The organism is Pelomonas sp. V22, from assembly GCF_030014915.1.
In the GTDB taxonomy this organism is placed as follows: Bacteria; Pseudomonadota; Gammaproteobacteria; order Burkholderiales; family Burkholderiaceae_C; genus JAUASW01.
Genome location: NZ_JAGIXS010000007.1, coordinates 104747 through 126071 on the forward strand (window position 1 = coordinate 104747; position 21325 = coordinate 126071).

The following is a 21325-nucleotide window of genomic DNA, read 5'->3' on the forward strand; positions in this document are numbered from 1 at the left end:
CGTTCGTTCTGCTGCTGAGGTGGCTCAGAGCCCCAGCTCGCTCAGCCCCGGATGGTCGTCAGGCCGGCGGCCCTGCGGCCAATGGAACAGGCGCTGGTCGGCGCGGATCGGCAGGTCGTTGATGCTGGCGTGGCGCACGGCCATATAGCCCTTGGCATCGAACTCCCAGTTCTCGTTGCCATAGGAGCGGAACCAGTGGCCGGCGTCGTCGTGCCATTCATACGCAAAGCGTACGGCAATCCGGTGGCTGCTGAACGCCCAGATCTCCTTGATCAAGCGGTAGTCCAGCTCGCGTGCCCACTTGCGCTGCAGCAGCTGCGTGATCTGCTCGCGGCCCTGCGGGAACTCGCTGCGGTTGCGCCAGCGGCTGTCCACGGTGTAGGCCTGGGCCACGCGCTGCGGGTCGCGGCTGTTCCAGGCGTCTTCGGCCAGGCGCACCTTCTGCACGGCCGTCGCATGGTTGAACGGCGGCAGGGGCGGGCGAGGGGCTTCGTCGAGGGTGTTCATGGCGTTCTCCTGCCCGGCCGGCGCCATGGCGGGCGCCGGCCGGCACATGCAGCATCAGGCGGCGGACTTGGCGTTGACGACCGGGAAATCGATGTCGGTCGCGGCCACGTTGTTGACGTAGTTGGTCAGCACGTTGAGGGCCACGTTCAGCACGATCTCGATCACGGCGGCTTCGTCGAAGTCGGCGGCGCGCAGGGCGGCCAGGTCGGCATCGGAGACACGGCCGCGCGACTCGGCGACGCGGCGGGCGAAGTGCAGGGCGGCAGCGGTGCGGGCGTCTTCCGAGCGGCCGTCGCGGGCGGCGTCAATCTCGGCGGCGCTGATCTTCAGCAGGTTGGTCGACAGATAGCTGTGAACCGACAGGCAATAGTCGCAGCCGTTGTACTCGGCCACGGTCAGGGCGATGCGCTCGCGCAGCGCGGCGCTCAGCTTGCCCTTGGCCAGCGCGCCGCTCAGCGACAGATAGCCTTCCAGGCCGGCCGGGCTGTGGCCCACCAGCTTCATCAGATTGGGCACGACACCCAGCTGCTTGTTGACGGCGGCCAGCAGGGGCTTGGCGGCATCGAGGGACTGGTCGACGGTGGGGATGTTCAGACGGGACATGGGGTGACTCCAATGGGTGTTTTGAGGCTCGATTCGCTGCGTTTCAGCGAATGCCTGAACTGTGATTGAATCGGTCGAAACATAGAATCTCCGTAAAACCAAAGACACCGTTACGCCAGGAGAAACAGTTGGACCGACTGCACCTGATCAATGTCTTCGTGGCCGTGGTCGACGCCAACGGCTTCGCCGGCGCGGCCCGCAAGCTCGCCATCTCGCCTCCGGCGGTGACGCGGGCCATCGGAGAGCTGGAGTCGCACCTGGGCGTGCGCCTCCTGACCCGCACGACGCGGGTGGTGCGCGTGACCGAGGCGGGCGCGCGCTATGTGGAGGATTGCCGGCGCATCCTCGCCGAGCTGGCGGAGGCCGATGAATCGGTCAGCGGCCTGCATGGGGCGCCGCGCGGCCGATTGACGGTGACGGCGCCAGCCTTGTTTGGCGCGCTGCATGTGACACCGGTCGTGACCGAGTACTTGCAGAGTTATCCGGAGGTGACCGTGTCCTGCTGGTTCCTGGACCGGGTGGTCAACCTGACCGACGAAGGCGTGGACGTGGCCGTGCGCATCGGCGAATTGCCAGATTCCAGCCTGCAGGCGATCCGCGTGGGCACGGTGCGTCGCGTGGTCTGCGGGGCGCCGTCCTACCTCGCTCGGCATGGCCGGCCGCAGCGGCCGGAGCAACTGGCGGAGCATGCCCTGGTGCTGGCCAATGCGGTGACGCCGGCGCCGGAGTGGCGCTTCAAGGTGGAAGGGGAGCTGCAGACGATCAAGCTCACGCCGCGCCTGCTGACCACCAGCAACGATTCGGCTATCGCGGCGGTGGCCGGCGGCTTTGGCCTGTCGCGGTTGATGTCCTACCAGGTCGATGCGCGGGTGCGCGCCGGCGAGCTGGAGCTGCTGCTGCAGGAGTTCGAGCCGGCGCCGGTGCCGGTGCACCTGGTGCACCGCGAAGGGCGGCATGCTTCGCACAAGGCGCGGGCTTTCATCGACCTGGCGGTCGAGCGTTTGCGTGAGAGGCTGCGCGAGCGGCTGGCGCCGCTCGGCTGATGGTGGAGGGCGGTCTCAGGCCGTTTTGCTGACGATCAGGTTGCAGACCTGCTCGTGCAGGTCCTGCAGATCCTGCGGCGCCTGCGAGAAATTCATCTTCTGGTCCATGCGGATGCGCGCATCGGCCAGGCCCGACTTCGTCGGGCGGTCCCACTGAGGGCCCAGCAGGCCCTTCATGATGACGGTGGCGTGCTGCTCGGCCTGCTCGTCGCTGAGGGCCTTGCCGAGCAGAGTGGCGCCGCGCTTCAGCGTCTCGCCGTGGATGGTGACGAAGCAGCCCAGCATGGCGTCGCGCGCCTCGACGGGGGTGATGGGGGCGTCGGAACGGGCCTTGGCCAGCATTTGCTTGACGTGCATGGGGTGAACTCCAAAATTGAGGCGTGGGTAGAGGGCCCGCTCCGGCCGCCTCGGCACCGGTTCGGGCATAAACCAAAACAGGAATGGGCTCAGGCGCGCAACCGGGCCAGCTCGCGGCGAGCGGCCTCGAGCTCATCACGCAGCGGCTGCACGGCCGCCTCGACCTCGGCCTCGGTGTAGCGCGGCGTGATGTGCTGCGGGCAGTTCCAGTCCCAGGCCTCGACCGTGATGACGAAGGCCCGTTCAACGCGGGCGCCATAGCCGGGCATGGCCAGGCGGTGCATCAGGGCCGGGTCCTCGGCCGCATCGACCAGTTGCACGCGGCCCAGCAGCTTCAGCCGGCGCTGGGCCGCGTAGTCCATCAGGAACAGGGCCACGCGCTCGTTGCCTTGCAGGTTGCCGACGCTGATGTACTGGCGGTTGCCACGAAAGTCTGCGTAGGCCAGGGTCTTGGCATCGAGCACCTTCAGAAAGCCGGCCGGCCCGCCCCGGAACTGCAGATAGGGCCAGTTGGTCTCGCTGACCGTGGCTTGATAGAAGCCGTCGCGCTGCGCAATGAACTGGGCCTCGTGTTCGGTCAGCGCATCGCGGCGGTCTTCGCTGCGATCCTGCGCCGCGTAAGCGGCACGGCTGCCCATGCGGGTCTGCATGGCGCGGACAGCGGGCGTGAAGGCAAGGTCGGCATAGGCGCGGCTCATGGTGTTCGCTCTTTCGTGCGCTGCGTGAGGCTGCAGCGAGAGCGAACTGTGCGCCGTGTGGGCCCGCAGCAGAAGCACCAGCGCAGCCAATACAGCGTTACGCCGCGCGCAACGATGCGGTGTCAGGCGCATGCGAAACCATCCCGCATTGACAGCCGCGCCGGCGCCTTGCTCCAATGCGCGCTCGTAAAAAGAGATACCAGGGAGTCCCCATGCTCGTACCGACCCGCCGGCTGCGCCTGGCTTCGCTGTGCTGTGCGCTGCTGATGTCAGGGCTGGCTGCTGCCCAGGCACCCGGCCCAGCGGCCAGCGATGCCAAGGCCGGGGCCCTCAGCTATCCCGATGGCCGGCGCTACGAGGGGCCGCTGCTTGACGGGCAAGCGCATGGCCAGGGCGTGATGCTGTGGCCCGATGGCACGCGCTACGAGGGGGAGTTCGTGGCCGGCCGGCCCGAAGGCCGGGGCCGCCAGCGCTATGCCAACGGCGACAGCTACGACGGAGGCTGGAGCGCTGGCAAGCGCCAGGGTGAAGGCGTGATGAGCCTCGCCAACGGCGACAGGTTCGAGGGCCGCTTCGAGGCTGGCATTGCCTCCGGCCTGGGGCGCTACCTGTGGGCGAAGGGCGCGCGCTTCGAAGGCGAGCTTGCGGCCGGTCGGCCCAGCGGCAAGGGGCGGCTGCAGCTGCCCTCGGGCGACAGCTATGAGGGCAGCTTTGTGCTGGGCCAGCCCTCAGGCGCGGGCCTTGCCATCTCGGCCCAGGGCTGGCGCTTCGAAGGCGAGTTCCGGGGCGGCCTCCCTACCGAGCGAGGGCGCTACAGCGCGGCGGATGGCAGCGAGCTGCAGCAGCCCGTGGCCCAGGCGGTGCGCGAGGCCCTGAGCCTGAAGCTGCCGCCCACCGGCTTCCTCAACAGGCCCTTGGCGGCCGCCATGGTGTGCACCCGCATGCCCAAGCCCGACGTGCCCTCCACCGGCAGCTGGAAGGGCGAGGCTGTGTACCGCTTCGTGGTCACGGTTTCGGACGGCAAGGTGTCCAACGTTCGCGCGACGGCCTTGAAGCACCCGGGTCCGCAGAAGGTCGACGAGGTCTTGGTGGCCTCGTTCACCAAGACCTTCGACGGCTACCACTGCCCAGGCAACCACGTGTTCGTGCAGGAGTTCCAGGTCCGCGTCGATTGAGCGGCGGGCGGCCTTTCGGGCCGCTCGGGTTGCTCAAGCCTGACGGCGGCTGACTGCCCACAGCCCTGCGAACGTCAGCCCTGCATTCAGCACCAGCAGCTCCAGCCCCAGCTCGTAGCCGCCGAACAGCGCCTTCTGCTGGCTGTCGACGATCCAGCAAAGGAGCGGGGCGGCCAGGGCAACGAGGGGCACGAGGGCATCCTTGACGCTGCGCCGCGTCAGCAGGCCGAAGGCGAACAGGCCCAGCAGCGGCCCGTAGGTGTAGCCGGCGAGCTTGAGGATCAGGCCGATCATGCTGGCGTTGTCGATCCAGCGGAATACCAGCACCAGCACGAGGAACAGCGCCGCGAACGAGAGGTGGACGCGCTTGCGCACCTGCTGGCGGCGCGCGTCGTCCCAGTCGGCGCGGCGCTGCAGGCCGAGCAGGTCGATGCAGAAGCTGGAGGTCAGCGCCGTGATCGCGCCATCGGCGCTCGGGAACAGCGCCGAGATCAGGGCCACGATGAACACGAGCTGCACGATGGCCGGCAGGTGCTGCAGCACGACGGTGGGGAACAGCGCATCGCCGCGCGCCGCAATGCCCTGCTGCCGCGCATACATCTGCAGGAGCCCGCCCAGCACCAGGAACAGCAGCACCACGCCCAGCATGATGACGCTCATCAGGAGGATGTTCTTCTGCGAGTCGGCAAGGCGCTTCACCGAGATGTTCTTCTGCATCATCTCCTGGTCCATGCCGGTCATCGCGATGGCGATGCAGGCGCCGGCGAGCAGCTGCTTGCCCCAGAACAAGCGGCTGTCGGGCTCGGTGACGAAGACGCGCGACAGCCCCTGGTCGGCCAGGGCCGTGGCCGCGCTGGAGAAGTCCAGCCCCAGGGCCTGCATCAGCCAGGCCAGGCAGACCACCAGGCCGGTCAGCATGCCTGCGGTCTGCAAGGTGTCGGTCCAGACGATGGTCTTGACCCCGCCCTCGAAGGTGTAGAGCAGGATCATCAGCAAGAGCACGGCCGTGGTCAGCCAGAAGGGCATGCCGAAGCTGTCGAGGATGGCGTCCTGCAGGATGCGCACCACGAGGTAGAGCCGCGCCGTGGCGCCGAGCGTGCGCGAGAGGATGAAGAAGCTGGCGCCGGTGCGGTAGCTGCGCGGCCCCAGGCGCTCGCCGAGGTAGTGGTAGATCGAGGTCAGGCGCAGCCGGTAATAGAGCGGCAGCAGCACGAAGGCGATCACCGCGTAGCCGAGCATCTGGCCGAGGGCGATCTGGAAGTAGCTGAACTGCGTGGCGCCCACCGCGCCCGGCACGCTGATGAAGGTGACGCCCGACAGCGAGGTGCCGATCATGCCGAAGGCGACCAGCAGCCAGTTGCTGCTGCGGTTGCCGACGAAGAAGCTCTCGTTGTCGGCGCCGCGCGAGGCGAACCAGGCCACGCCGAGCAGGAGCGCGAAATAGATCAGCACGACGATCAGCAGCAGCGAAGCGGACATGGGGCCTGGTGCGAAATGAGGGCTGGGCGATTATGGGTAGCGTGCTGGCCTGCCCCCATTCCCGCCGAGCGGGGCCCCATAACTAGAGATCGCGGGCCAGCGCGCCGAAGCGCTGCAGCATGTCCTGCCAGTAGGGCACGATGCATTCCAGATGGCCCGAGGGGCTGGCCTGGCATTCGGTCAGGCTGAGGCTCGCGGCGCCGCGCGCACGCATGGCGTCAAAGGCGTGCGTGCTGTTGACGAAGGGCACGGTGCGGTCATCGCGGCCATGGAACAGAGCCATCGGTGCGCGCGGCAACCAGTCCGCCACATTGCAGCGCTGCACGATGGCGTCGCGCTGGTCATCCAGGAAGAGATCGATGAAGTCGCTGCGAAACACGATGTCCGTGTCGTCCGGCAGCGCTTGCTTCAGCAGTTGCTTGCGGACCTCGCGCCGCACGCTGCCGCCCAGGTATTTGAGGAAGCCCGGGTTGATCAGGGCGGCCAGCACCGGCTGCTCGTCGCGCAGCTGATCAAGCGCCGCGTCCAGCGTGGCCATCACGTCGTACGGCCCGGCGCCCACGGCAGTGGCGGTGAGGCCGGTGTCGCGGCCGCTCTGCTGCAGGGCGCGCTGCGCGGCCAGCGTCACATGGCCGCCTTCCGAATAGCCGGTCAGGAAGAGCTGGCCGTTGAGCTTGCGGCCCTGGCCCTGCAGCCAGAAGCGCGTGGCGGTCAGCGCGTCGACGACCGCCGCCGCCATCGGATCGGCCAGCAGGTAGGGATGGGCCGTGCCCTTGGTGCTGCCATAGCCCACGTAGTCCACCGCCAGCACCGCATAGCCGAGCGAAGCCATCAGCATCGCCGGCTCATCGGCCGTGGCGTGGTTGCTGGGCGCATCGGCATCGTGGAACAAGGTGCCGTGCTGATAGAGCAGCAGCGGGCTCGTCGCTGCGGCGGGCTTGTCGGGCTGGGCGATGAGGGCCGAGGCGGTGACGGCGGCGCCGTCGGCATCGCTGCTCTGGTACTCGATCCGCCAGGCCTGCACCGCATAGCGCGGCCGCATCACCGGCGCGCGCGTTGCCGCTTTCAAAGCCTGGCTGAACTGCTCGGCGCTGACACGCGTGAGGGCGGCGGCCTTGCGGTATTCGCCCGGGCCGCTGGCATTGAGCAGCACCGGCTCGGCGGCCTGCGGCAGGGTAGTGCCGGGCGCGCTGCCGCCACCACCACCGCAGGCGGCCAGCAGCAGCGTGCACAAGGACAGCAAGAGCCAGCGGCGCATGGTGGCGACTCCGACCGGCGATGCCGGTGGCTCTGAGCTTACGACTTGATCAGCTGCGCGTACACCAGGCCGCCGAGCTGGGCCAGGCGCTCGCGCGCGATCTGGCCGGACAGCGCATAGCCCAGTCGGCCCTCCAGCCAGTAGAAGCTTTGCGTGGCATTGCCCGGCAACTGGGAGGCGGGCGCAAAGCGGAAGGCGGCCGGCGCTTCCTCGCCCGGGGCCCGCACCGAGACGTAGAGCGTGACGCGCTCACCGGCCGTCGATTCGAACATGAACATCGCGCGGGCCAGGCCCGGCAGGCCTTGCGCGCCCAGGGCATCGGCCTGGCCGGCCGGCAGCAGGCGGCCGCCGACCAGGTGGAAGCCGGCCGATGTCAGGTCCGGCAGGGCCAGCGGCGTGCCGAGGCGCTTGCCCAGCCACTGCACCAGATGCGCCTGCTCGGCGGCCGAGACTTCGACCGGATGGCGCTGCTCCACCTGGTAGAGCACATGGGCGATCGCCGCATCGCGAACGAAGCCAGGTGCCGCCTGGGCTTGCAAGGCGGGTGCTTCGGCCTGCAGGCTGCGGGTGTTCCAGCCGGCCAGGCCACCCACGGCCAGCAGCACGGCAGCGGCCAGGCCCTGGCGCAGCCAGCGCGAGGCATTGGCGGCGTGGCGCTGGCGCTTGAGCGGGCGCAGGAGCGCCTCGGGCAGCGGCTCGTCCAGCAGCTCGGCATGCAGGCCTTGCAGGGCCACGCGCTGGCTGCGCCAGTCCAGCACGGCCTGCGCCTCCTCGGGATGCTGGCGCAACCACTCGGCCACGGCCTCGGCCTCGAGCGGGCCGAGCTGGCCATCCACGTAGGCATGCAGGCTGGCGCTGCTGATCTCGGGCGGGCGGGTCATGGCTGGCCTCGGCTTCCTCTTCGTTTCATTTGACGACCCGCAGTGGCGGCGGGCTCGCCGGCCGCTGCTGCGGCGCGGCCTGCCCCATCAGCTGGCGCATGCGCTCGCGCGCCCGGGACAGCCGCGACATCACGGTGCCAATCGGCAACTCCAGCACCCGCGCCGTTTCCTCGTAGCTGAGCTCCTCGACACAGACCAGCAGCAGGACCTCGCGCGCCGCCGCCGGCAAGGCCGCCAGTGCGCGCTCCAGGTCCAGGCGCTGCTCCAGTGCCTGGTGAGGCTCGTGGCGCGGTGCCAGCGAATCCGTGAATTCCTCGAAGCTGCCGACATGCTCGTCGCGCCGCTGGTTGAGGAAGAGCCGGTGCATCATCGTCAGCAGCCAGGCGCGCAAGGAGGCACTGCGGTCCTCATGCGCCGGATCGGGCCGCCAGAGCGAGGCCTTGCGGCTGGCGCGCTCCAGCACGTCCTGCAGCAGGTCGTCGGCGCGGGCGCTGTCGCCGGTCAAGAGCCGGGCATAGCGCCGCAGCCGCGGCAGATGGGGCAGGGCCTCGTCGAGCAGCATGAGCAAGGGCCTGGATGCCTCAGGTGTTCAAGGCGTGGCGGTGTGCCAGACCTTGTTGAAGCCGTCGCCGGTGCGGTCACCCGGCTTTGCGTCCTTGACCCAGAAGTACAGCGGCTTGCCCTTGTAGGCCCATTGCTTGCTGCCGTCGTCGCGGGTCACGAGGCTCCAGTCGCCGCTGGCCGCAGCGTCGGCCGCGGCCATCAGGGGCGGCCAATTGGCGGCGCAGGGGCCGTTGCAATTGCTCTTGCCGCCGCCGTCCTTGTCGAAGGTGTAGAGCGTCATCGAGTTGGCCGTGCCGACCAGGGCGCCGTCCAGGGGCTTGGCCGGCGGTGGGGCCATGGCGGCGCAGGCCGCGAGGGCGATCAAGGTGCTCGTGGCGAGCAGGGTGCGCAAAGACATCGAAGGCTCCTTCAGGGGTTGGAGCTCGTTAAACACCTGGGCTGGACGCTTTATTCCATGGTCGCCATCAATATGTTCGGCTGCCCTTGAACTGGGCGTGCTGGCGGCGCTGTAGCGTCGTGGCCTTGCCCATCGCCTCGAACGAGACGCGGGCATGGGCATGCATGATGGCCAGGCCCAGGGCGTCGGCCGCGTCGGTGCCGGGCAGGCCGGGCAGGGCGAGGAGGCGCTGCACCATCAGCTGCACCTGCTCCTTCTTGGCATGGCCGTGGCCGACGATGGCCTTCTTCATCTGCAGCGCGGTGTACTCCGAGACCGCGAGGTCCGAGGCCACCAGGCCGGTGAGCGCCGCGCCGCGTGCCTGGCCCAGCAAGAGCGTCGATTGCGGATTGACGTTGACGAAGACGATTTCCACGGCGGCGCATTGCGGCTGGTAGCGCGCCACGACTTCACGCACGCCGTCGAAGATGATCTTCAGCCGCGCCGGCAGCTCGCCTGCCGCCACGGCGCTGGTCTTGATCGTGCCGCTGGCGACATAGGACAGGCGCGGGCCGTCGGCATCGATGACGCCAAAACCCGTTGTCTGCAAACCAGGGTCGATGCCAAGAATTCGCATCAGAGATTCGCCTTGAAATACCAGCGCACCGAATGGAAGAACACCGGCGCCGCGAAGCACAGCACCGCAATGCGGTCCAGCAGGCCGATGGCGCCGGTGATGGAGCTGCTATTGCCCCAGTAGATCACGCCGAAGTCCTTCTTCAGCGCCCGCATCACCAGGCCGCCGAGGGCGCCGGCCAGCGAGGCGATCACGGCCATCACCAGGGCCTGGCCGGCCTTGAAGGGCGTGATCCAGTAGAGCAGGGTGCCGGTCAGCGCGGCCGCCAACTGGCCGAGCCATAGCGCGCGCCAGGAGAAGCTGCGGCTGATGCGCCGCGCCACAGGACGGCGGCGCAGTGAGCGCGAGGCCACCTCCTGCACGATCTGGCCCACGCCCACGGCCATCACCATGAAGAACAGCAGGAAGGGCCCACGCCCCTCGTAGCCCTTGAACTCCAGCAGCAGCAGGGCAGGGCCATGCGAGAGCCCATAGACACAGACCATGATGCCCCACTGGATCTTGGCATTGCGTTCGAGGAACTGGGCCGGGTCGTCGGCAAAGGCGCTCACCACCGGGATGGCCAGGAAGCCATAGACCGGGATCAGGACGCTGAACAGGTCGAAATGCCGCGTGGCCACCAGCACGTACTGCAGGGGCAGCAGCACGAAGAAGCTGAGGATCAGGCTGCGGTGGTCGGCACGGCGCGTGTGCATCAGCGTGATGAACTCGCGCAGCGCGAGGAAGGAGAACACGCCGAACAGCAGCGTGGCGCCCACCGGCCCTGAAATCCAGGCCAGCCAGAACAGGATGGAGCCGACCCACACCGCATTGAGGTCGCGCTTGAACTGCAGCCAGTTGCCCTCGGCCGCGGCGCTGCGTTTCTCGGGATCGCGCAGCGAATAGAGAAAGCCGCCAAGGCTGATCAGAAACAGCAGGCCGAACAGCAGCAGGAACAAGAGAGCGATGTGCTCGCTCGCCGACATGGCCTTGAGGTTGCGCCAAAAGCTCATGTGGCCCGCTCCTGCACCGGCCTTTGAGCCATGACGGCCGCACGGGCCCGTTCCAGAAAGGCCCGCTTGTCTTCACCCGGCTCTATCTGCATGGGCTCGCCAAAGGTCACCGTGCACAGGATGGGCACGGGCACAACCTCGCCCTTGGGCATCACGCGCTGCACGTTGTCGATCCAGGTGGGGATCAGCTGCACATCGGGGAACTGCTCGGCGAGGTGGTACAGGCCGGCCTTGAAGGGCTGCGGGTCGCCCTTGCTGGAGCGCGTGCCCTCCGGAAAGATCACCAGCGAGTCGCCATGCGACAGCGCCTCGACCAAGGGCTCCAGCGGGTCTTCATCGGGATTGCTGCGCGTGCGGCTGACGAAGATGGCGTTGAACACATCCTGGGTCAGCCATTGCTTGAACGGCGACGAGGTCCAGTAGTCGCGCGCGGCGATGGGGCGGGTCTGGGCCCGCAGCTCGCGCGGCAGCGCCGCCCAGATCAACACCCAGTCGAAGTGACTCTGGTGGTTGGCGAAGTAGATGCGCTGCTCGGCGGTGGGCGGGCAGCCTTTCCAGTGGCCTTGCGTGCCGGTGATCAGGCGCGCCAGGAACGAAAGGAAGAGGCCGGCAAAGTCGGCAAGGGACATGGGGCGGATTATCTCCGCCCCTGCCTCAGAGCCCGCGCTTGGCCTGGGTCAGCAAAGTGCTGACCTCGGTGGAGATGCGCGCGAAGGCCGAGCCGCCGCCGATCAGGCGCTCCGCCTGCTCGTACTGGCCGCCGTTGATGCTGCGGGCCACGCCACCGGCGGTCTGGTGGAACTGCGCATGCTTGTCGACCAGGGCCACGAAGGTCGGCCGGCCGCCCCAGCGCTTGCCGCCTTCGCCATGCAGCCAGCGGCCGAGCGGGCATTGGTCGTCGCGGCAGATGGTGTCGGCATCGAGCCGGCTGCGCTCGGCGATGGCCTGGCGCAGCTTGACCTTCCACTGCCGGTGCGCCTCGATCGCGCCGTCGAAATCGAAGTCGGCCGGGTCAACCACCGCTTCTTCGAGCGCCAGGCCCTGCGGCAGCACGAAGCGCGCGACCTCGGCGGCCAGACCATCGGCCTGCAGCTTCATGGAGGCCGCTGCGGCTGCAGTCTCTTCGACGAGGGCGGCGTTCTGCTGGGTCGCGCGGTCCAGCTCCTGCACGGCCTGGCCGATCTGCGCGATGCCCAGTGCCTGTTCACGGGCGCCGGTGGCCACCTCGCCGAGCAGGCTGTCGACGCGGCCCGAGCCGTTGACGATGTGCTCGATCGTCTCGCCTGCGCGGCGCACGATCTGGGTGCCGGTCTCGACCTGCTCCACGCTGCTGCCGATCAGGGTCTTGATTTCCTTGGCCGCTTCGGCGCTGCGCTGGGCCAGCATGCGCACTTCGCTGGCCACCACGGCGAAGCCGCGTCCCTGCTCGCCGGCGCGCGCCGCCTCGACCGCCGCGTTCAGCGCCAGGATGTTGGTCTGGAAGGCAATGCCGTCGATGGTGCCGATGATGTCGGAGATGCGGGCCGAGGCACTGCGTATGCCTTCCATGGTCTGCACCACTTCGTGCATCACGCGGCCGCCGTCGGCCGCGGTCTGGGCGTTCTGGCGCGCCAGGGTCGATGCCTCGGCCGTGTGTTCGGCGCTGCTTTTCACGGTGGACGAGATTTCCTCCATCGACGAGGCTGACTCTTCCAGATTGGCGGCAGCCTGTTCGGTGCGGGCCGAGAGGTCCAGCGCGCCGCTGGCGATCTCGTCGCTGGAATAGACGATCTGGTCGCTGGAGGCGCGCACGCGCAGCACCATCTGACGCAAGGACTCCTGCATCTCAGACAGGTCCCGCATCAACTGGGCCGCCTCGTCGCGGCCCCAGGGCGCGGGCGAGGTGGTCAGGTCGCCGTCGGTCATGGCGCGCAGGTGGCGGCGGGTTTCGTTGATACCGCCTTCCATCACGCGGTAGAAGCACAGGAACAGGTAGCCGGTCAGCAGCAGCGTGGCCACGACGACGCCGGCCACCTTGATGACATGGGTCCGCTCCATGGCCTTGATGTCGTCGATGTAGATGCCCGACCCGATCACCCAGCCCCAGGGTTCGAAGCCCATCACATAGGAGATCTTGTCGACCGGCTTCTCATTGCCGGGCTTGGGCCACTGGTAGGCGACAAAGCCCTGGCCGTTCTTGCGGACCTCGTCGACGAAGGCCTTGAACAAGGCCAGGCCGTTCGGGTCCTTGAAGTCGCTGACGTCTTTGCCGTCCAGGGCCGGCTTGATCGGATGCATGACCACGCGGGGCTGCATGTCGTTGATCCAGAAGTACTCCGCGCCTTCGTAGCGCAGCTTGCTGACCGCTTCGCGCGCCTGGGCCTGCGCCTGCTCGCGCGGCAGGCCGCCGGCCTCCAGCCCGTGGGCCCACTTGAGGATGCCGTGCGCCACCTCCACGTGCTGGCGGGTCGCGTCGCGGCGCGCGTCAAGCAGTGCGGCGTCGGCGCCTATCACCAGCCAGCTGATCAGCCCCAGCATCGGCAGCATGAAGGCCAGCGAGATCAGCAGGGCCTTGCTGCCAAAACGCAGCTGGCGGAACAGGCGCACGCCCGGCGCCCAGAGGCCGTGGTACGCGAAGAAGCCATGGTCGGCGGAGCTGCGGGCCCGCTCGGCCTGTGGGCGCGATTGTGAATGGGGCGAATAGGTACTGCTCGACATCGATCTTGTCTCCTGGGTGACAACGCCTCGCCTCACCGGTGTCGGAGGTGGGCAGGTCTGAAGCGGCGAGCATAGTGGGGTGCACTGACGCTGGTCTTGCGAGTTGTCAACGCAGAGACAGCGCCGCTGTCGGTAGGCAGGAAAATGCGGCAGTCTTCACAGGAGTCCGCCATGCCGCCTGACGCCAAGCAGTTCAATCAAGTCGGTGCTGGGAACCTGCCCGGCCATCTGGGCATCACCATCCTGGCGGTCGCGCCGGGCGAGATCCGCGCCGAGATGGTGGTGCGCAAGGAACTGATGGCACCCAACGGATTTCTGCACGCCGGCTCGGTCGTGACACTGGCCGACACGGCCTCGGGCTATGGCGTGATGGCCAACCTGCCCGAGGGTGCGAACAGCTTCACCACCATCGAGCTGAAGTCCAACTTCTTCAGCACGGCCCGAGAGGGCACGGTGGACTGCACGGCCACGGCCGTGCACCTGGGGCGCACCACCCAGGTCTGGGATGCCAAGGTCACGCACCGCGAGAGCGGCAAGACCATGGCCTTGTTCCGCTGCACGCAGATGATTCTCTACCTGAAGACCTAGGCCAGCGCTTCCGCCTTGCCGCCGAGGCGCGTGATCAGGCCTTGGGCCAGACGGTTGGCGAGGCTGTAGACCGAGAGCTGCGGATTGGCGCCAATGCTGGTGGGGAACAGCGAGCCGTCGTGCACCGAGAGGTTGCTGATCTGCCAGTGCTGGCCGTCGGGCCGCACCACGCCGCGCGCCGCATCGGCCGCCATCGTGCAGCCGCCCATCACATGGGCGCTGCCCACGGTCGTGATGAAGGGCTTCAAGTCCAGCTTGGCGATGCCGGCCTTGGCCTCGGCGAGGCTCTGGTAGTCGGCGGCCAGCTCGTGCACCGGGCGCACGCTCTTCGCGCCGGCGGCGAACTGGATCTCGGCCATCGAGACATAGGCGCGGCGCACCCCGTCGAACAGGTAGTCATTGAGCGCGTAGTCCAGCTGCGGCGAGCCATCGCCACGCAGCTTGACCTGGCCGCCTACGGACTGCGCATGGAAGCCGTCGCGCAAGAGGGCAATCATCACCTGGGTGTTCGGGAACTGCCTGACCCGCTCGGCCATTGCCGGCCCGAAGCCGCCGAGGTTGGTGGCGGCAAAGGCCGGATGCACGGGCGCCACTTCCAGCTTGTAGCCCATGGGCCCGTCGACCGGACCCTGGTGCAGGAAATGGTCCGAGAAGATCGACAGCGGTGCGCCGGCCCAGCCCTCGACCGGCTCGGCCATCACGGCGCCGCTGGCCACCGTGGGATGCAGGAAGGTTCGCTTGCCCAGCAGACTGTGCGGATCGGGCGCCTGCGAGCGCAGCAGCAGGGCGGGTGAGTTGATCGCTCCGCCGGCCACCACATAGTGCTTGGCGCGCACGCGCACAGTCGCACCGGTGGCGCTGCCATCCAGCGCAATCGGCTGGCACAGCAGGGCCTCGATGCGGCCGTCCTTGATCAGCAATTGCTCGGCGCGTGTCTGCACCGCCAGCTGAGCGCCATGGTCCAGCGCTGCCGGAATGGTGGTGACCAGCATCGACTGCTTGGCATTGGTCGGGCAGCCCATGCCGCAGGAGCCGAGGTTCCAGCAGCCCTTGACGTTGCGCTGCACGACGAAGGCGGGCAGGCCCAGCTTGTCGGCGCCGCGCTTGAGCACGCTGTTGTTCTGGTTGGGTTCTGCCGCCCAGGGCGCGATGTTGAGCCGGCGCTCCACCTGCTCGAACCACGGCAGCATCTGCGACTCGGTGAAGTCGCTGAGGCCGAACTGCGCTGCCCAGGTCTCCAGCGCATCTTTGGGCGTGCGGAAGCAGCCGGTCCAGTTGACCGTGGTGGAGCCGCCCACGCAACGGCCCTGCAGGATGTTCATCGCCTGGTCCAGCGTCTTGCGGCCGGCGCCTTCCTGGTACAGCGTCGGGTAGGACAGCTCCTCGCGCTGCGGCTTGAAGTCGGTGCTGGAGCGCAGCGGCCCTTCCTCGACGATCAGCAGCTTCATCCCGGCGCGCGCCATCAGCTCGGCCGTGATGCCGGCGCCGGCACCGCTGCCGACGATGACCACGTCGCAGTCGATCTGCGCGGGCAGCGGCACGTGGCCGCCGCCCATCACCTTCCAGCCGCGGGCCAGGCCTTCTTTGATCGGGTCATTCATGGAATTTCTCTCGGTCCGGGGTAGCCGACGGCAGACCAATGCGCCGGGTCGGTGAAGAAGGCCACGCTGCAGAGGTCGCGCAGCGCGTGGTAGATCTGCTGGCGGGTGTTGCTGCCGGAGAGGCGCAGGCCTTCCAGCACGGCCGCCAGTTCGGCCGTGGGCACGGTCGCCCAGTCGCTCTTCAGGCCGATCAACGCATAGCGGCCGGCAGCGGTGTCGAGCAAGCCCAGCACCTGCGACAGCTCGGCGCGCACGGCGGCCGGGAAGACGGCGATGCTGGCGTCCAGGCGGTCGAGCAGGGACTGGATGCCGGCTGCATCCTTCGCGTCCAGCAGGCCGCCATCGAAGACCGCGCGGGCCACGGCCGCGAAGATCTGGCGAGCGCCGGGCGAGAGCTTCTTGCCGTCCTCGACCAGGCCCGGCTTCAGCAAGGCGACACCGGTGCCGGCCACGCCGATCACGACGGCGGCGCCAATGCCGAGCTTCAGGAGTGAACGTCTTTTCATGGGAGCTTCTTCAGCAGGCCGAGCAGGCGCTCGAAGGTGGCGCCATAGGGCGGGAACAGCAGCTTGGTGCCGGCGAAGCGGGCCTGGCGAAACACCGGCTTGAGCTTGCTGAAGGTGCGGAAACCCCATTCGCCATGGCAGGCGCCGATGCCGCTCGCGCCCACGCCGCCGAAGGGCTGGTCTTCCTGGCCGAGGTGGAAGATGCAGTCGTTGATCGTCACGCCGCCGGCATGGGTGTGGGCCAGCACCTGCTGCTGCGAGGCCTTGTCGCTGCCGAACCAGTACAGCGCCAGCGGGCGCTCGCCCTGGTTCACGTAGGCGATGGCCTGGTCCAGCGTGTCGTAGGCCACCACCGGCAGCAGCGGGCCGAAGATTTCCTCACGCATGATCGCCATCTCGGCATTCACGTCCAGCACGAGGGTGGGCACGATCTTGCGGCTTTGCGGCTGCTCTTCGTGGCTCTGCAGCAGGCGGGCGCCGTGCGCCTTGGCGTCCTCCAGCAGCGCGTGCAGGCGCGCATGGTGGCGCGGCGAGACGATGCCGGTGTAGTCGGGGTTGGCATCGAGCGTCGGGTACATCTTGCGCATCGAAGCCAGGATGGCCGCTGTCAGCGGCTCCACCAGGCTGCGCGGCACCAGCAGGTAGTCGGGCGCCACGCAGGTCTGGCCCGCATTGAGCAGCTTGCCGAAGGCCAGGCGTTCGGCGGTGAGGGCGATGTCGGCGCTCTTGTCGATCACGGCGGGCGACTTGCCGCCCAGCTCCAGCGTCACCGGCGTGAGCTGCCTGGCGGCGGCTTGCGCCACCAGGCGACCCACCTGGGTGGAGCCGGTGAAGAACAGATGGTCGAAGGGCAGCTCGGTGAAGGCACGGCCGACCTCGGCGTCGCCGGTCACGACCGTCATCTCCTCGGGCGAGAAATGCTCGGCCACCATCCTGGCCATCAGCGCCGAGGTCTCGGGCGTCAGCTCCGAGGGCTTGATCATCACGCGGTTGCCGGCGGCCAGGGCCGACAGCGCCGGGTTCATCGCCAGGTAGTACGGGTAGTTCCAGGGCGCGACGATGCCCACCACGCCCAGCGGCTGCGGCAGCAGGCGGTTGCTGGCCGGCAAGTACATCAGCGAGGTGGAGACGCGTTTCTCCGCCATCCAGCCGCGCAGGTGCTTGAGCGCGTGGCGGGCGCCCGCGCCGACGGTGAACACGTCGGTCAGCAGGCTTTCCTGCCGCGCCCGGTGGCCGAAGTCGCGCGACATCGCCGCTGCCAGCGCCTCGGCGTTCTGCTCGGTCATCGCGATCAGACGCCGCAACCGGTCGCGGCGCACCGCGTAGCTCGGCATGCGCTCGGCATTGAAAGCCAGGCGCTGCTGCTCCAGCCTCAGGTGCAGCCGCTCATGCAGCGATTGGTCCATCTTGCTTGTCTCCGTGGTTTGCCATCGAGGCTAACCGCAAGAGAGGGCCGGGCCAACGGTGTTGGCCCTGGGCTAGAGGATGGCGTCTAGGAGTGACTGTCGCCTTGGCGACTTCAGCGCTTGCCGCCCTGACCACCCTGGTAGCCACTGTCCCGCAGGATCTGGGCCGGGTCGGCCATCTCGAGCAAGATCTGCAGCGCTGCGGTCTTGTCGGTGGCCCGGGCGTAGTAGGCCTCGCAGATGCGCTTGCCCAGCCAGTAGCCGAGGTCGGCCGGCTCGCCAGCGGCGCGCGGCGTGTTGTTGTTGTACATCCAGTTGCGCAATTGCTTGTCGCCGTGCTTGAAGTCGGCCTGCGCCTTCTCCCACAGCTCGTGTTCGCGGGCCAGGCCGTAGGCGCTGCGCTCGGCGTCGGATGCGGCCTGCTCGCCCATGGCCATCGTCATGGCGAAGTCGGCAAAGCCTTCCACCAGCATCGCCTGCAAGAGGTCGCCGGTGGGCGAGGCCTTCATGCTGCGGTTCTGGTAGACGTGCGTCACCTCATGGGCCACGAACTCGGTGATGATGCGCGTGGCCTCAAGCTCGGTATTGGCAGAACGGCACAGCACTTCCAGGCCCAGCATCAAGGCCTTGCTGCTCGCAGTGCCGCCTGAATTGCCGCCGCCGAACAGCATGTAGACGGGCGCCGTGTCCGTGCGGCCCAGCAGGGCCTGGACCTTGGCGATGGTCTGCTCGGCTTGCGGCTGCAGCTTGCGCGCGGCCGGCAGGCACAGCTCGATCCCCTTGCGGTAGTCGGCCTGCAGCGTGGCGACGCGCTCGGCCAGGTTGTCCGCGCTCTTGATCCTGTACTTGATGAAGCCGGCCACGCCTTCGCTGCCGGGCTTCAGGTACAGCTCATCGAGCTGGGCGGCGCTGGGCGTGGGCGTGCTCGCGAACAGCTTGGCGAAACGCTCTGCGTCTTCCAGGCGGACGCTGGCTTGTGCATGCACGACACCGCTGGCCGCCAGGGTGCAGGCGCCCATTGCCTTGAGAACGCGGCGCACCGATCAGTGACGGAAGTGCCGAACGCCCGTGAAGACCATGGCGATGCCGCGCTCGTTGGCGGCGGCGATCACCTCGTCGTCGCGCATCGAGCCGCCCGGCTGGATCACGCAGGAGGCGCCGGCATCGGCCAGCACGTCGAGGCCGTCGCGGAACGGGAAGAAGGCGTCCGAGGCCACGACCGAGCCCTTCAGCACGAGGCCGGCGTTCTCGGCCTTGATCGAGGCGATGCGGGCCGAGTCGATGCGGCTCATCTGGCCGGCGCCGACGCCCAGCGTCATGCCGCCGCCGCAGAAGACGATGGCATTGCTCTTGACGTATTGCGCCACGGTCCAGGCGAACATCAGGTCGTCCAGTTGCTGGGCCGAGGGCTGCAGCGTGGTGACGATCTTCAGGTCACTCTTCTTCAGGAAGTGGTTGTCGGCCGATTGCAGCAGCAGGCCCGAGCCGACGCGCTTGCTATCGCCCAGGTTGCGGCCCTGCAGCCAGGCCGTGTCGCCACCCGGCGGCAGCTCAATCTGCATCAGGCGCACATTGACCTTGGACTTGAAGGTTTCCAGTGCCTCGGCGCTGAAGCTCGGTGCCATCAGCACTTCGACGAACTGCTTGGACACGAGCTGCGCCGCTGCGCCATCGACCTCACGGTTGAAGGCAATGATGCCGCCGAAGGCGCTGGTCGGGTCGGTCTTGAAGGCCTTGCTGTAGGCCTCGGCTGCATTCGCCGCCACGGCCACGCCGCAGGGGTTGGCATGCTTGACGATGACGCAGGCCGGGGCGTCGAAGCTCTTCACGCATTCCCAGGCGGCATCGGCATCGGCGATGTTGTTGTACGAGAGTTCCTTGCCCTGCAATTGCTTGCCGGTGACCAGCGAGCCGGGGGCCGGATACAGGTCGCGGTACAGCGCGGCGCTCTGGTGCGAGTTCTCGCCGTAGCGCAGGTCCTGCACTTTGATGAAGCTGCTGTTCATCTGGCCGGGGTAGGCGGACTGGGTGCCGTCTTCCTGGTAGGCCGAGAGGTAGTTGCTGATCGCGGCGTCGTACTGGGCAATGCGGTTGAAAGCGGCGACGGAAGCGGCGAAGCGGGTCTTGTCGCTGGTCTTGCCATCGGCCTTCAGCTCGGCGAGCACTTGCGCGTACTGCGAGGCGTCGGTCAGCACGGTCACGTCCTGCCAGTTCTTGGCGGCGCTGCGCACCATGGCCGGGCCGCCGATGTCGATGTTCTCGATGGCGTCAGCGAGGGTGCAGCCGGCCTTGGCGACCGTCGATTCAAACGGGTAGAGGTTGACGGCCAGGATGTCGATCATGGTGATGCCGTGCTTCTCGGCGGCCGCCATGTGCTCGGGGAAATCGCGGCGGGCCAGCAGGCCGCCATGCACCATCGGGTGCAGGGTCTTGACGCGGCCGTCCAGCATCTCGGGGAAGCCGGTGTGGTCGGCCACCTCGGTCACCGGCAGGCCGGCGTCGGCCAGCAGCTTGGCCGTGCCGCCGGTGGACAGCAGGCGCACGTTGAGCGCGTGCAGTTGCTTGGCGAAGTCGACGATGCCGGTCTTGTCAGAGACCGAGATCAGGGCGGTGAGTTGTCGTGCGGACATGGCGTGGGCCTTCAAGTTTCAAAGAATTCTTCAGAGCAGCTGATGGTCAGCCAGCTTGCGTCGCAGGGTGTTGCGGTTGATGCCCAGCCATTCGGCGGCCTTGCTCTGGTTGCCCTGGGCTTGCGCCATCACGACCTCCAGCAGCGGGCGTTCCACCACCTTGATCAGCATCTCGTGCATGGAGTGCGGCTCCTCGCCTTCGAGATCGCGGAAATAGGCTTCCAGGTTCTCGCGCACGCAGGCTTCTATGTGTTTTTGTTGGCTCATGCCTGTTGCTCTAGTTGTTCGTCATTGGCCGCCATGACAGGGGCGGTCGTGGGGAGTCGTTCGTACTCGCGGCCGAGCTCGGCAAACCAGCCCGAAAGCGCGCGCACCTGCTCAGCGCTGCTCTCCAGCAGGTTCATGCGCTGGCGGAAGTCTTCGCCACCAGGCAGGCCGCGCACGGCCCAGCCTATATGCTTGCGCGCGCTGCGCATGCCGGTCAGTTCGCCGTACAGGCCGTAGTGGTCGTGCAGATGCTCGATCAGCCAGTTGCTGGCTTCGCCGACGGTGGGCGGAGCCAGCAGTTCACCGGTGGCCAGGTAGTGCGCGATCTCGCGGAAGATCCAGGGCCGGCCCTGGGCCGCGCGGCCGATCATGATCGCGTCGGCGCCGGTGTGCTTCAGCACCTCGGCCGCCTTCTGCGGCGAATCGATGTCGCCGTTGGCCACGACCGGGATGGAAAGCGCGGCCTTGACCGCAGCAATGGTGTCGTACTCCGCGCTGCCACCATAGCCCTGCTCGCGCGTGCGGCCGTGGATGGTCAGCATGGCGATGCCGGCGTCCTGCGCGGCGAGCGCAATGGAGAGCGCGTTCTTCTCGGCCTGGCACCAGCCAGTGCGCATCTTCAGTGTGACGGGCACGCCGCTCGGCGCACAGGCCTTCACCACGGCCGAGATGATTTCCAGCGCCAGCGGCTCGTCCTGCATCAGGGCCGAGCCGGCCCACTTGGTGCAGACCTTCTTCGCCGGGCAGCCCATGTTGATGTCGATGATCTGGGCGCCGCGCGCGATGTTGTAGGCGGCGGCCTCAGCCATCATGGCCGCGTCGGTGCCGGCGATCTGCACGGCAATCGGCGCGGCCTCGCCCTCATGGTTGGCACGGCGCGAGGTCTTGAGGCTGTTCCAGAGGTCTTTGCGCGAGGTCACCATCTCGCTGACCGCATAGCCGGCGCCGAGGCGCTTGCACAGCATGCGGAAAGGCCGGTCCGTCACCCCGGCCATCGGCGCGACGAACAGCGGGTTCGGCAGCGAATAAGGGCCGATTTGCATGGTGGGACGGGAGGGGG

At 68.0% G+C, this 21325-nt stretch carries 23 protein-coding genes; 3 read left to right on the plus strand and 20 right to left on the minus strand.

The genetic code is table 11. From position 1 onward, the window contains the following. Positions 1 to 24: 24 nt before the first annotated feature. Positions 25 to 507 (minus strand): nuclear transport factor 2 family protein, encoded by a 483-nt coding sequence (locus J7U46_RS19790; protein WP_282828911.1) that lies wholly within the window; start codon positions 505 to 507, stop codon positions 25 to 27. Positions 508 to 561: 54 nt separating this feature from the next. Further along, a complete protein-coding gene (locus J7U46_RS19795) occupies positions 562 to 1110 on the minus strand; it encodes a carboxymuconolactone decarboxylase family protein (RefSeq protein WP_282828912.1) in 549 nt (182 codons plus the stop codon). Positions 1111 to 1238: 128 nt separating this feature from the next. Here J7U46_RS19795 and J7U46_RS19800 point away from each other — a divergent pair, with 128 nt between their 5' ends. After that, entirely contained in the window at positions 1239 to 2153 is a 915-nt protein-coding gene (locus J7U46_RS19800; RefSeq protein ID WP_282828913.1) for a LysR substrate-binding domain-containing protein, read from the plus strand. A gap of 15 nt (positions 2154 to 2168) precedes the next feature. On the opposite strand, the gene J7U46_RS19805 is transcribed toward J7U46_RS19800, so the two are convergent. Further along, positions 2169 to 2510: a hypothetical protein gene (locus J7U46_RS19805; RefSeq protein WP_282828914.1), complete on the minus strand. Its 342-nt coding sequence runs from the start codon at positions 2508 to 2510 to the stop codon at positions 2169 to 2171. A gap of 89 nt (positions 2511 to 2599) precedes the next feature. Continuing rightward, the gene (locus J7U46_RS19810) at positions 2600 to 3208 is read right to left on the minus strand and encodes a pyridoxamine 5'-phosphate oxidase family protein (protein ID WP_282828915.1); all 609 of its coding nucleotides are present in this window, start codon (positions 3206 to 3208) and stop codon (positions 2600 to 2602) included. A 212-nt stretch (positions 3209 to 3420) separates the two neighbouring features. Between J7U46_RS19810 and J7U46_RS19815 the strand changes: the two genes are divergently transcribed. Beyond that, positions 3421 to 4383 carry a hypothetical protein gene (locus J7U46_RS19815; RefSeq protein ID WP_282828916.1) on the plus strand — a complete coding sequence of 321 codons (963 nt, stop codon included), beginning with the start codon at positions 3421 to 3423 and terminating at the stop codon, positions 4381 to 4383. A 33-nt stretch (positions 4384 to 4416) separates the two neighbouring features. On the opposite strand, the gene J7U46_RS19820 is transcribed toward J7U46_RS19815, so the two are convergent. The 9 genes from J7U46_RS19820 to J7U46_RS19860 all read right to left on the minus strand — a co-directional run bounded on the left by J7U46_RS19820 (position 4417) and on the right by J7U46_RS19860 (position 13267). Continuing rightward, entirely contained in the window at positions 4417 to 5862 is a 1446-nt protein-coding gene (locus J7U46_RS19820; RefSeq protein WP_282828917.1) for a sodium:solute symporter, read from the minus strand. Positions 5863 to 5944: 82 nt separating this feature from the next. Continuing rightward, positions 5945 to 7120 carry a lipase family protein gene (locus J7U46_RS19825; protein WP_282828918.1) on the minus strand — a complete coding sequence of 392 codons (1176 nt, stop codon included), beginning with the start codon at positions 7118 to 7120 and terminating at the stop codon, positions 5945 to 5947. Between the two features lie 38 nt (positions 7121 to 7158). Beyond that, the gene (locus J7U46_RS19830; RefSeq protein WP_282828919.1) at positions 7159 to 8001 is read right to left on the minus strand and encodes an anti-sigma factor; all 843 of its coding nucleotides are present in this window, start codon (positions 7999 to 8001) and stop codon (positions 7159 to 7161) included. Between the two features lie 25 nt (positions 8002 to 8026). Next, on the minus strand, positions 8027 to 8563 hold the full coding sequence (locus J7U46_RS19835; RefSeq protein WP_282829160.1) for an RNA polymerase sigma factor: 537 nt from the start codon (positions 8561 to 8563) through the stop codon (positions 8027 to 8029). A gap of 27 nt (positions 8564 to 8590) precedes the next feature. Then, entirely contained in the window at positions 8591 to 8962 is a 372-nt protein-coding gene (locus J7U46_RS19840; protein WP_282828920.1) for a hypothetical protein, read from the minus strand. Positions 8963 to 9029: 67 nt separating this feature from the next. After that, positions 9030 to 9578 (minus strand): crossover junction endodeoxyribonuclease RuvC, encoded by a 549-nt coding sequence (gene ruvC / locus J7U46_RS19845; protein WP_282828921.1) that lies wholly within the window; start codon positions 9576 to 9578, stop codon positions 9030 to 9032. After that, on the minus strand, positions 9578 to 10570 hold the full coding sequence (locus J7U46_RS19850; RefSeq protein ID WP_282828922.1) for a phosphatidate cytidylyltransferase: 993 nt from the start codon (positions 10568 to 10570) through the stop codon (positions 9578 to 9580). Before J7U46_RS19850 ends, ruvC begins: the two co-directional genes overlap by 1 nt. Beyond that, positions 10567 to 11199 carry a lysophospholipid acyltransferase family protein gene (locus J7U46_RS19855; protein ID WP_282828923.1) on the minus strand — a complete coding sequence of 211 codons (633 nt, stop codon included), beginning with the start codon at positions 11197 to 11199 and terminating at the stop codon, positions 10567 to 10569. The genes J7U46_RS19850 and J7U46_RS19855 overlap by 4 nt, the downstream gene beginning before the upstream one ends. 25 nt (positions 11200 to 11224) lie before the next feature. After that, positions 11225 to 13267, minus strand: coding sequence for a methyl-accepting chemotaxis protein (locus J7U46_RS19860; protein ID WP_282828924.1), 2043 nt, complete (start codon positions 13265 to 13267; stop codon positions 11225 to 11227). 171 nt (positions 13268 to 13438) lie between these two features. On the opposite strand from J7U46_RS19860, the gene J7U46_RS19865 reads away from it, so the two are divergent. Next, positions 13439 to 13855 carry a PaaI family thioesterase gene (locus J7U46_RS19865; RefSeq protein ID WP_282828925.1) on the plus strand — a complete coding sequence of 139 codons (417 nt, stop codon included), beginning with the start codon at positions 13439 to 13441 and terminating at the stop codon, positions 13853 to 13855. On the opposite strand, the gene J7U46_RS19870 is transcribed toward J7U46_RS19865, so the two are convergent. The 7 genes from J7U46_RS19870 to dusB form a co-directional block, all read right to left on the minus strand. After that, positions 13852 to 15456, minus strand: a complete 1605-nt coding sequence (locus tag J7U46_RS19870) for a GMC family oxidoreductase (RefSeq protein ID WP_282828926.1) — start codon at positions 15454 to 15456, stop codon at positions 13852 to 13854. The two genes, J7U46_RS19865 and J7U46_RS19870, sit on opposite strands and share 4 nt — an antisense overlap. Then, positions 15453 to 15962 (minus strand): hypothetical protein, encoded by a 510-nt coding sequence (locus J7U46_RS19875; protein ID WP_282828927.1) that lies wholly within the window; start codon positions 15960 to 15962, stop codon positions 15453 to 15455. Before J7U46_RS19875 ends, J7U46_RS19870 begins: the two co-directional genes overlap by 4 nt. Further along, complete coding sequence (locus J7U46_RS19880) at positions 15959 to 17368, minus strand: coniferyl aldehyde dehydrogenase (RefSeq protein WP_282828928.1); 1410 nt, start codon at positions 17366 to 17368, stop codon at positions 15959 to 15961. Before J7U46_RS19880 ends, J7U46_RS19875 begins: the two co-directional genes overlap by 4 nt. A gap of 113 nt (positions 17369 to 17481) precedes the next feature. Next, complete coding sequence (locus J7U46_RS19885) at positions 17482 to 18387, minus strand: DUF2268 domain-containing putative Zn-dependent protease (protein ID WP_282828929.1); 906 nt, start codon at positions 18385 to 18387, stop codon at positions 17482 to 17484. A 24-nt stretch (positions 18388 to 18411) separates the two neighbouring features. Continuing rightward, a complete protein-coding gene (gene purH / locus J7U46_RS19890) occupies positions 18412 to 19998 on the minus strand; it encodes a bifunctional phosphoribosylaminoimidazolecarboxamide formyltransferase/IMP cyclohydrolase (protein WP_282828930.1) in 1587 nt (528 codons plus the stop codon). A 30-nt stretch (positions 19999 to 20028) separates the two neighbouring features. Next, positions 20029 to 20265, minus strand: a complete 237-nt coding sequence (locus tag J7U46_RS19895) for a Fis family transcriptional regulator (protein ID WP_282828931.1) — start codon at positions 20263 to 20265, stop codon at positions 20029 to 20031. After that, entirely contained in the window at positions 20262 to 21308 is a 1047-nt protein-coding gene (gene dusB, locus J7U46_RS19900; RefSeq protein WP_282828932.1) for a tRNA dihydrouridine synthase DusB, read from the minus strand. Before dusB ends, J7U46_RS19895 begins: the two co-directional genes overlap by 4 nt. Positions 21309 to 21325 lie beyond the last annotated feature (17 nt).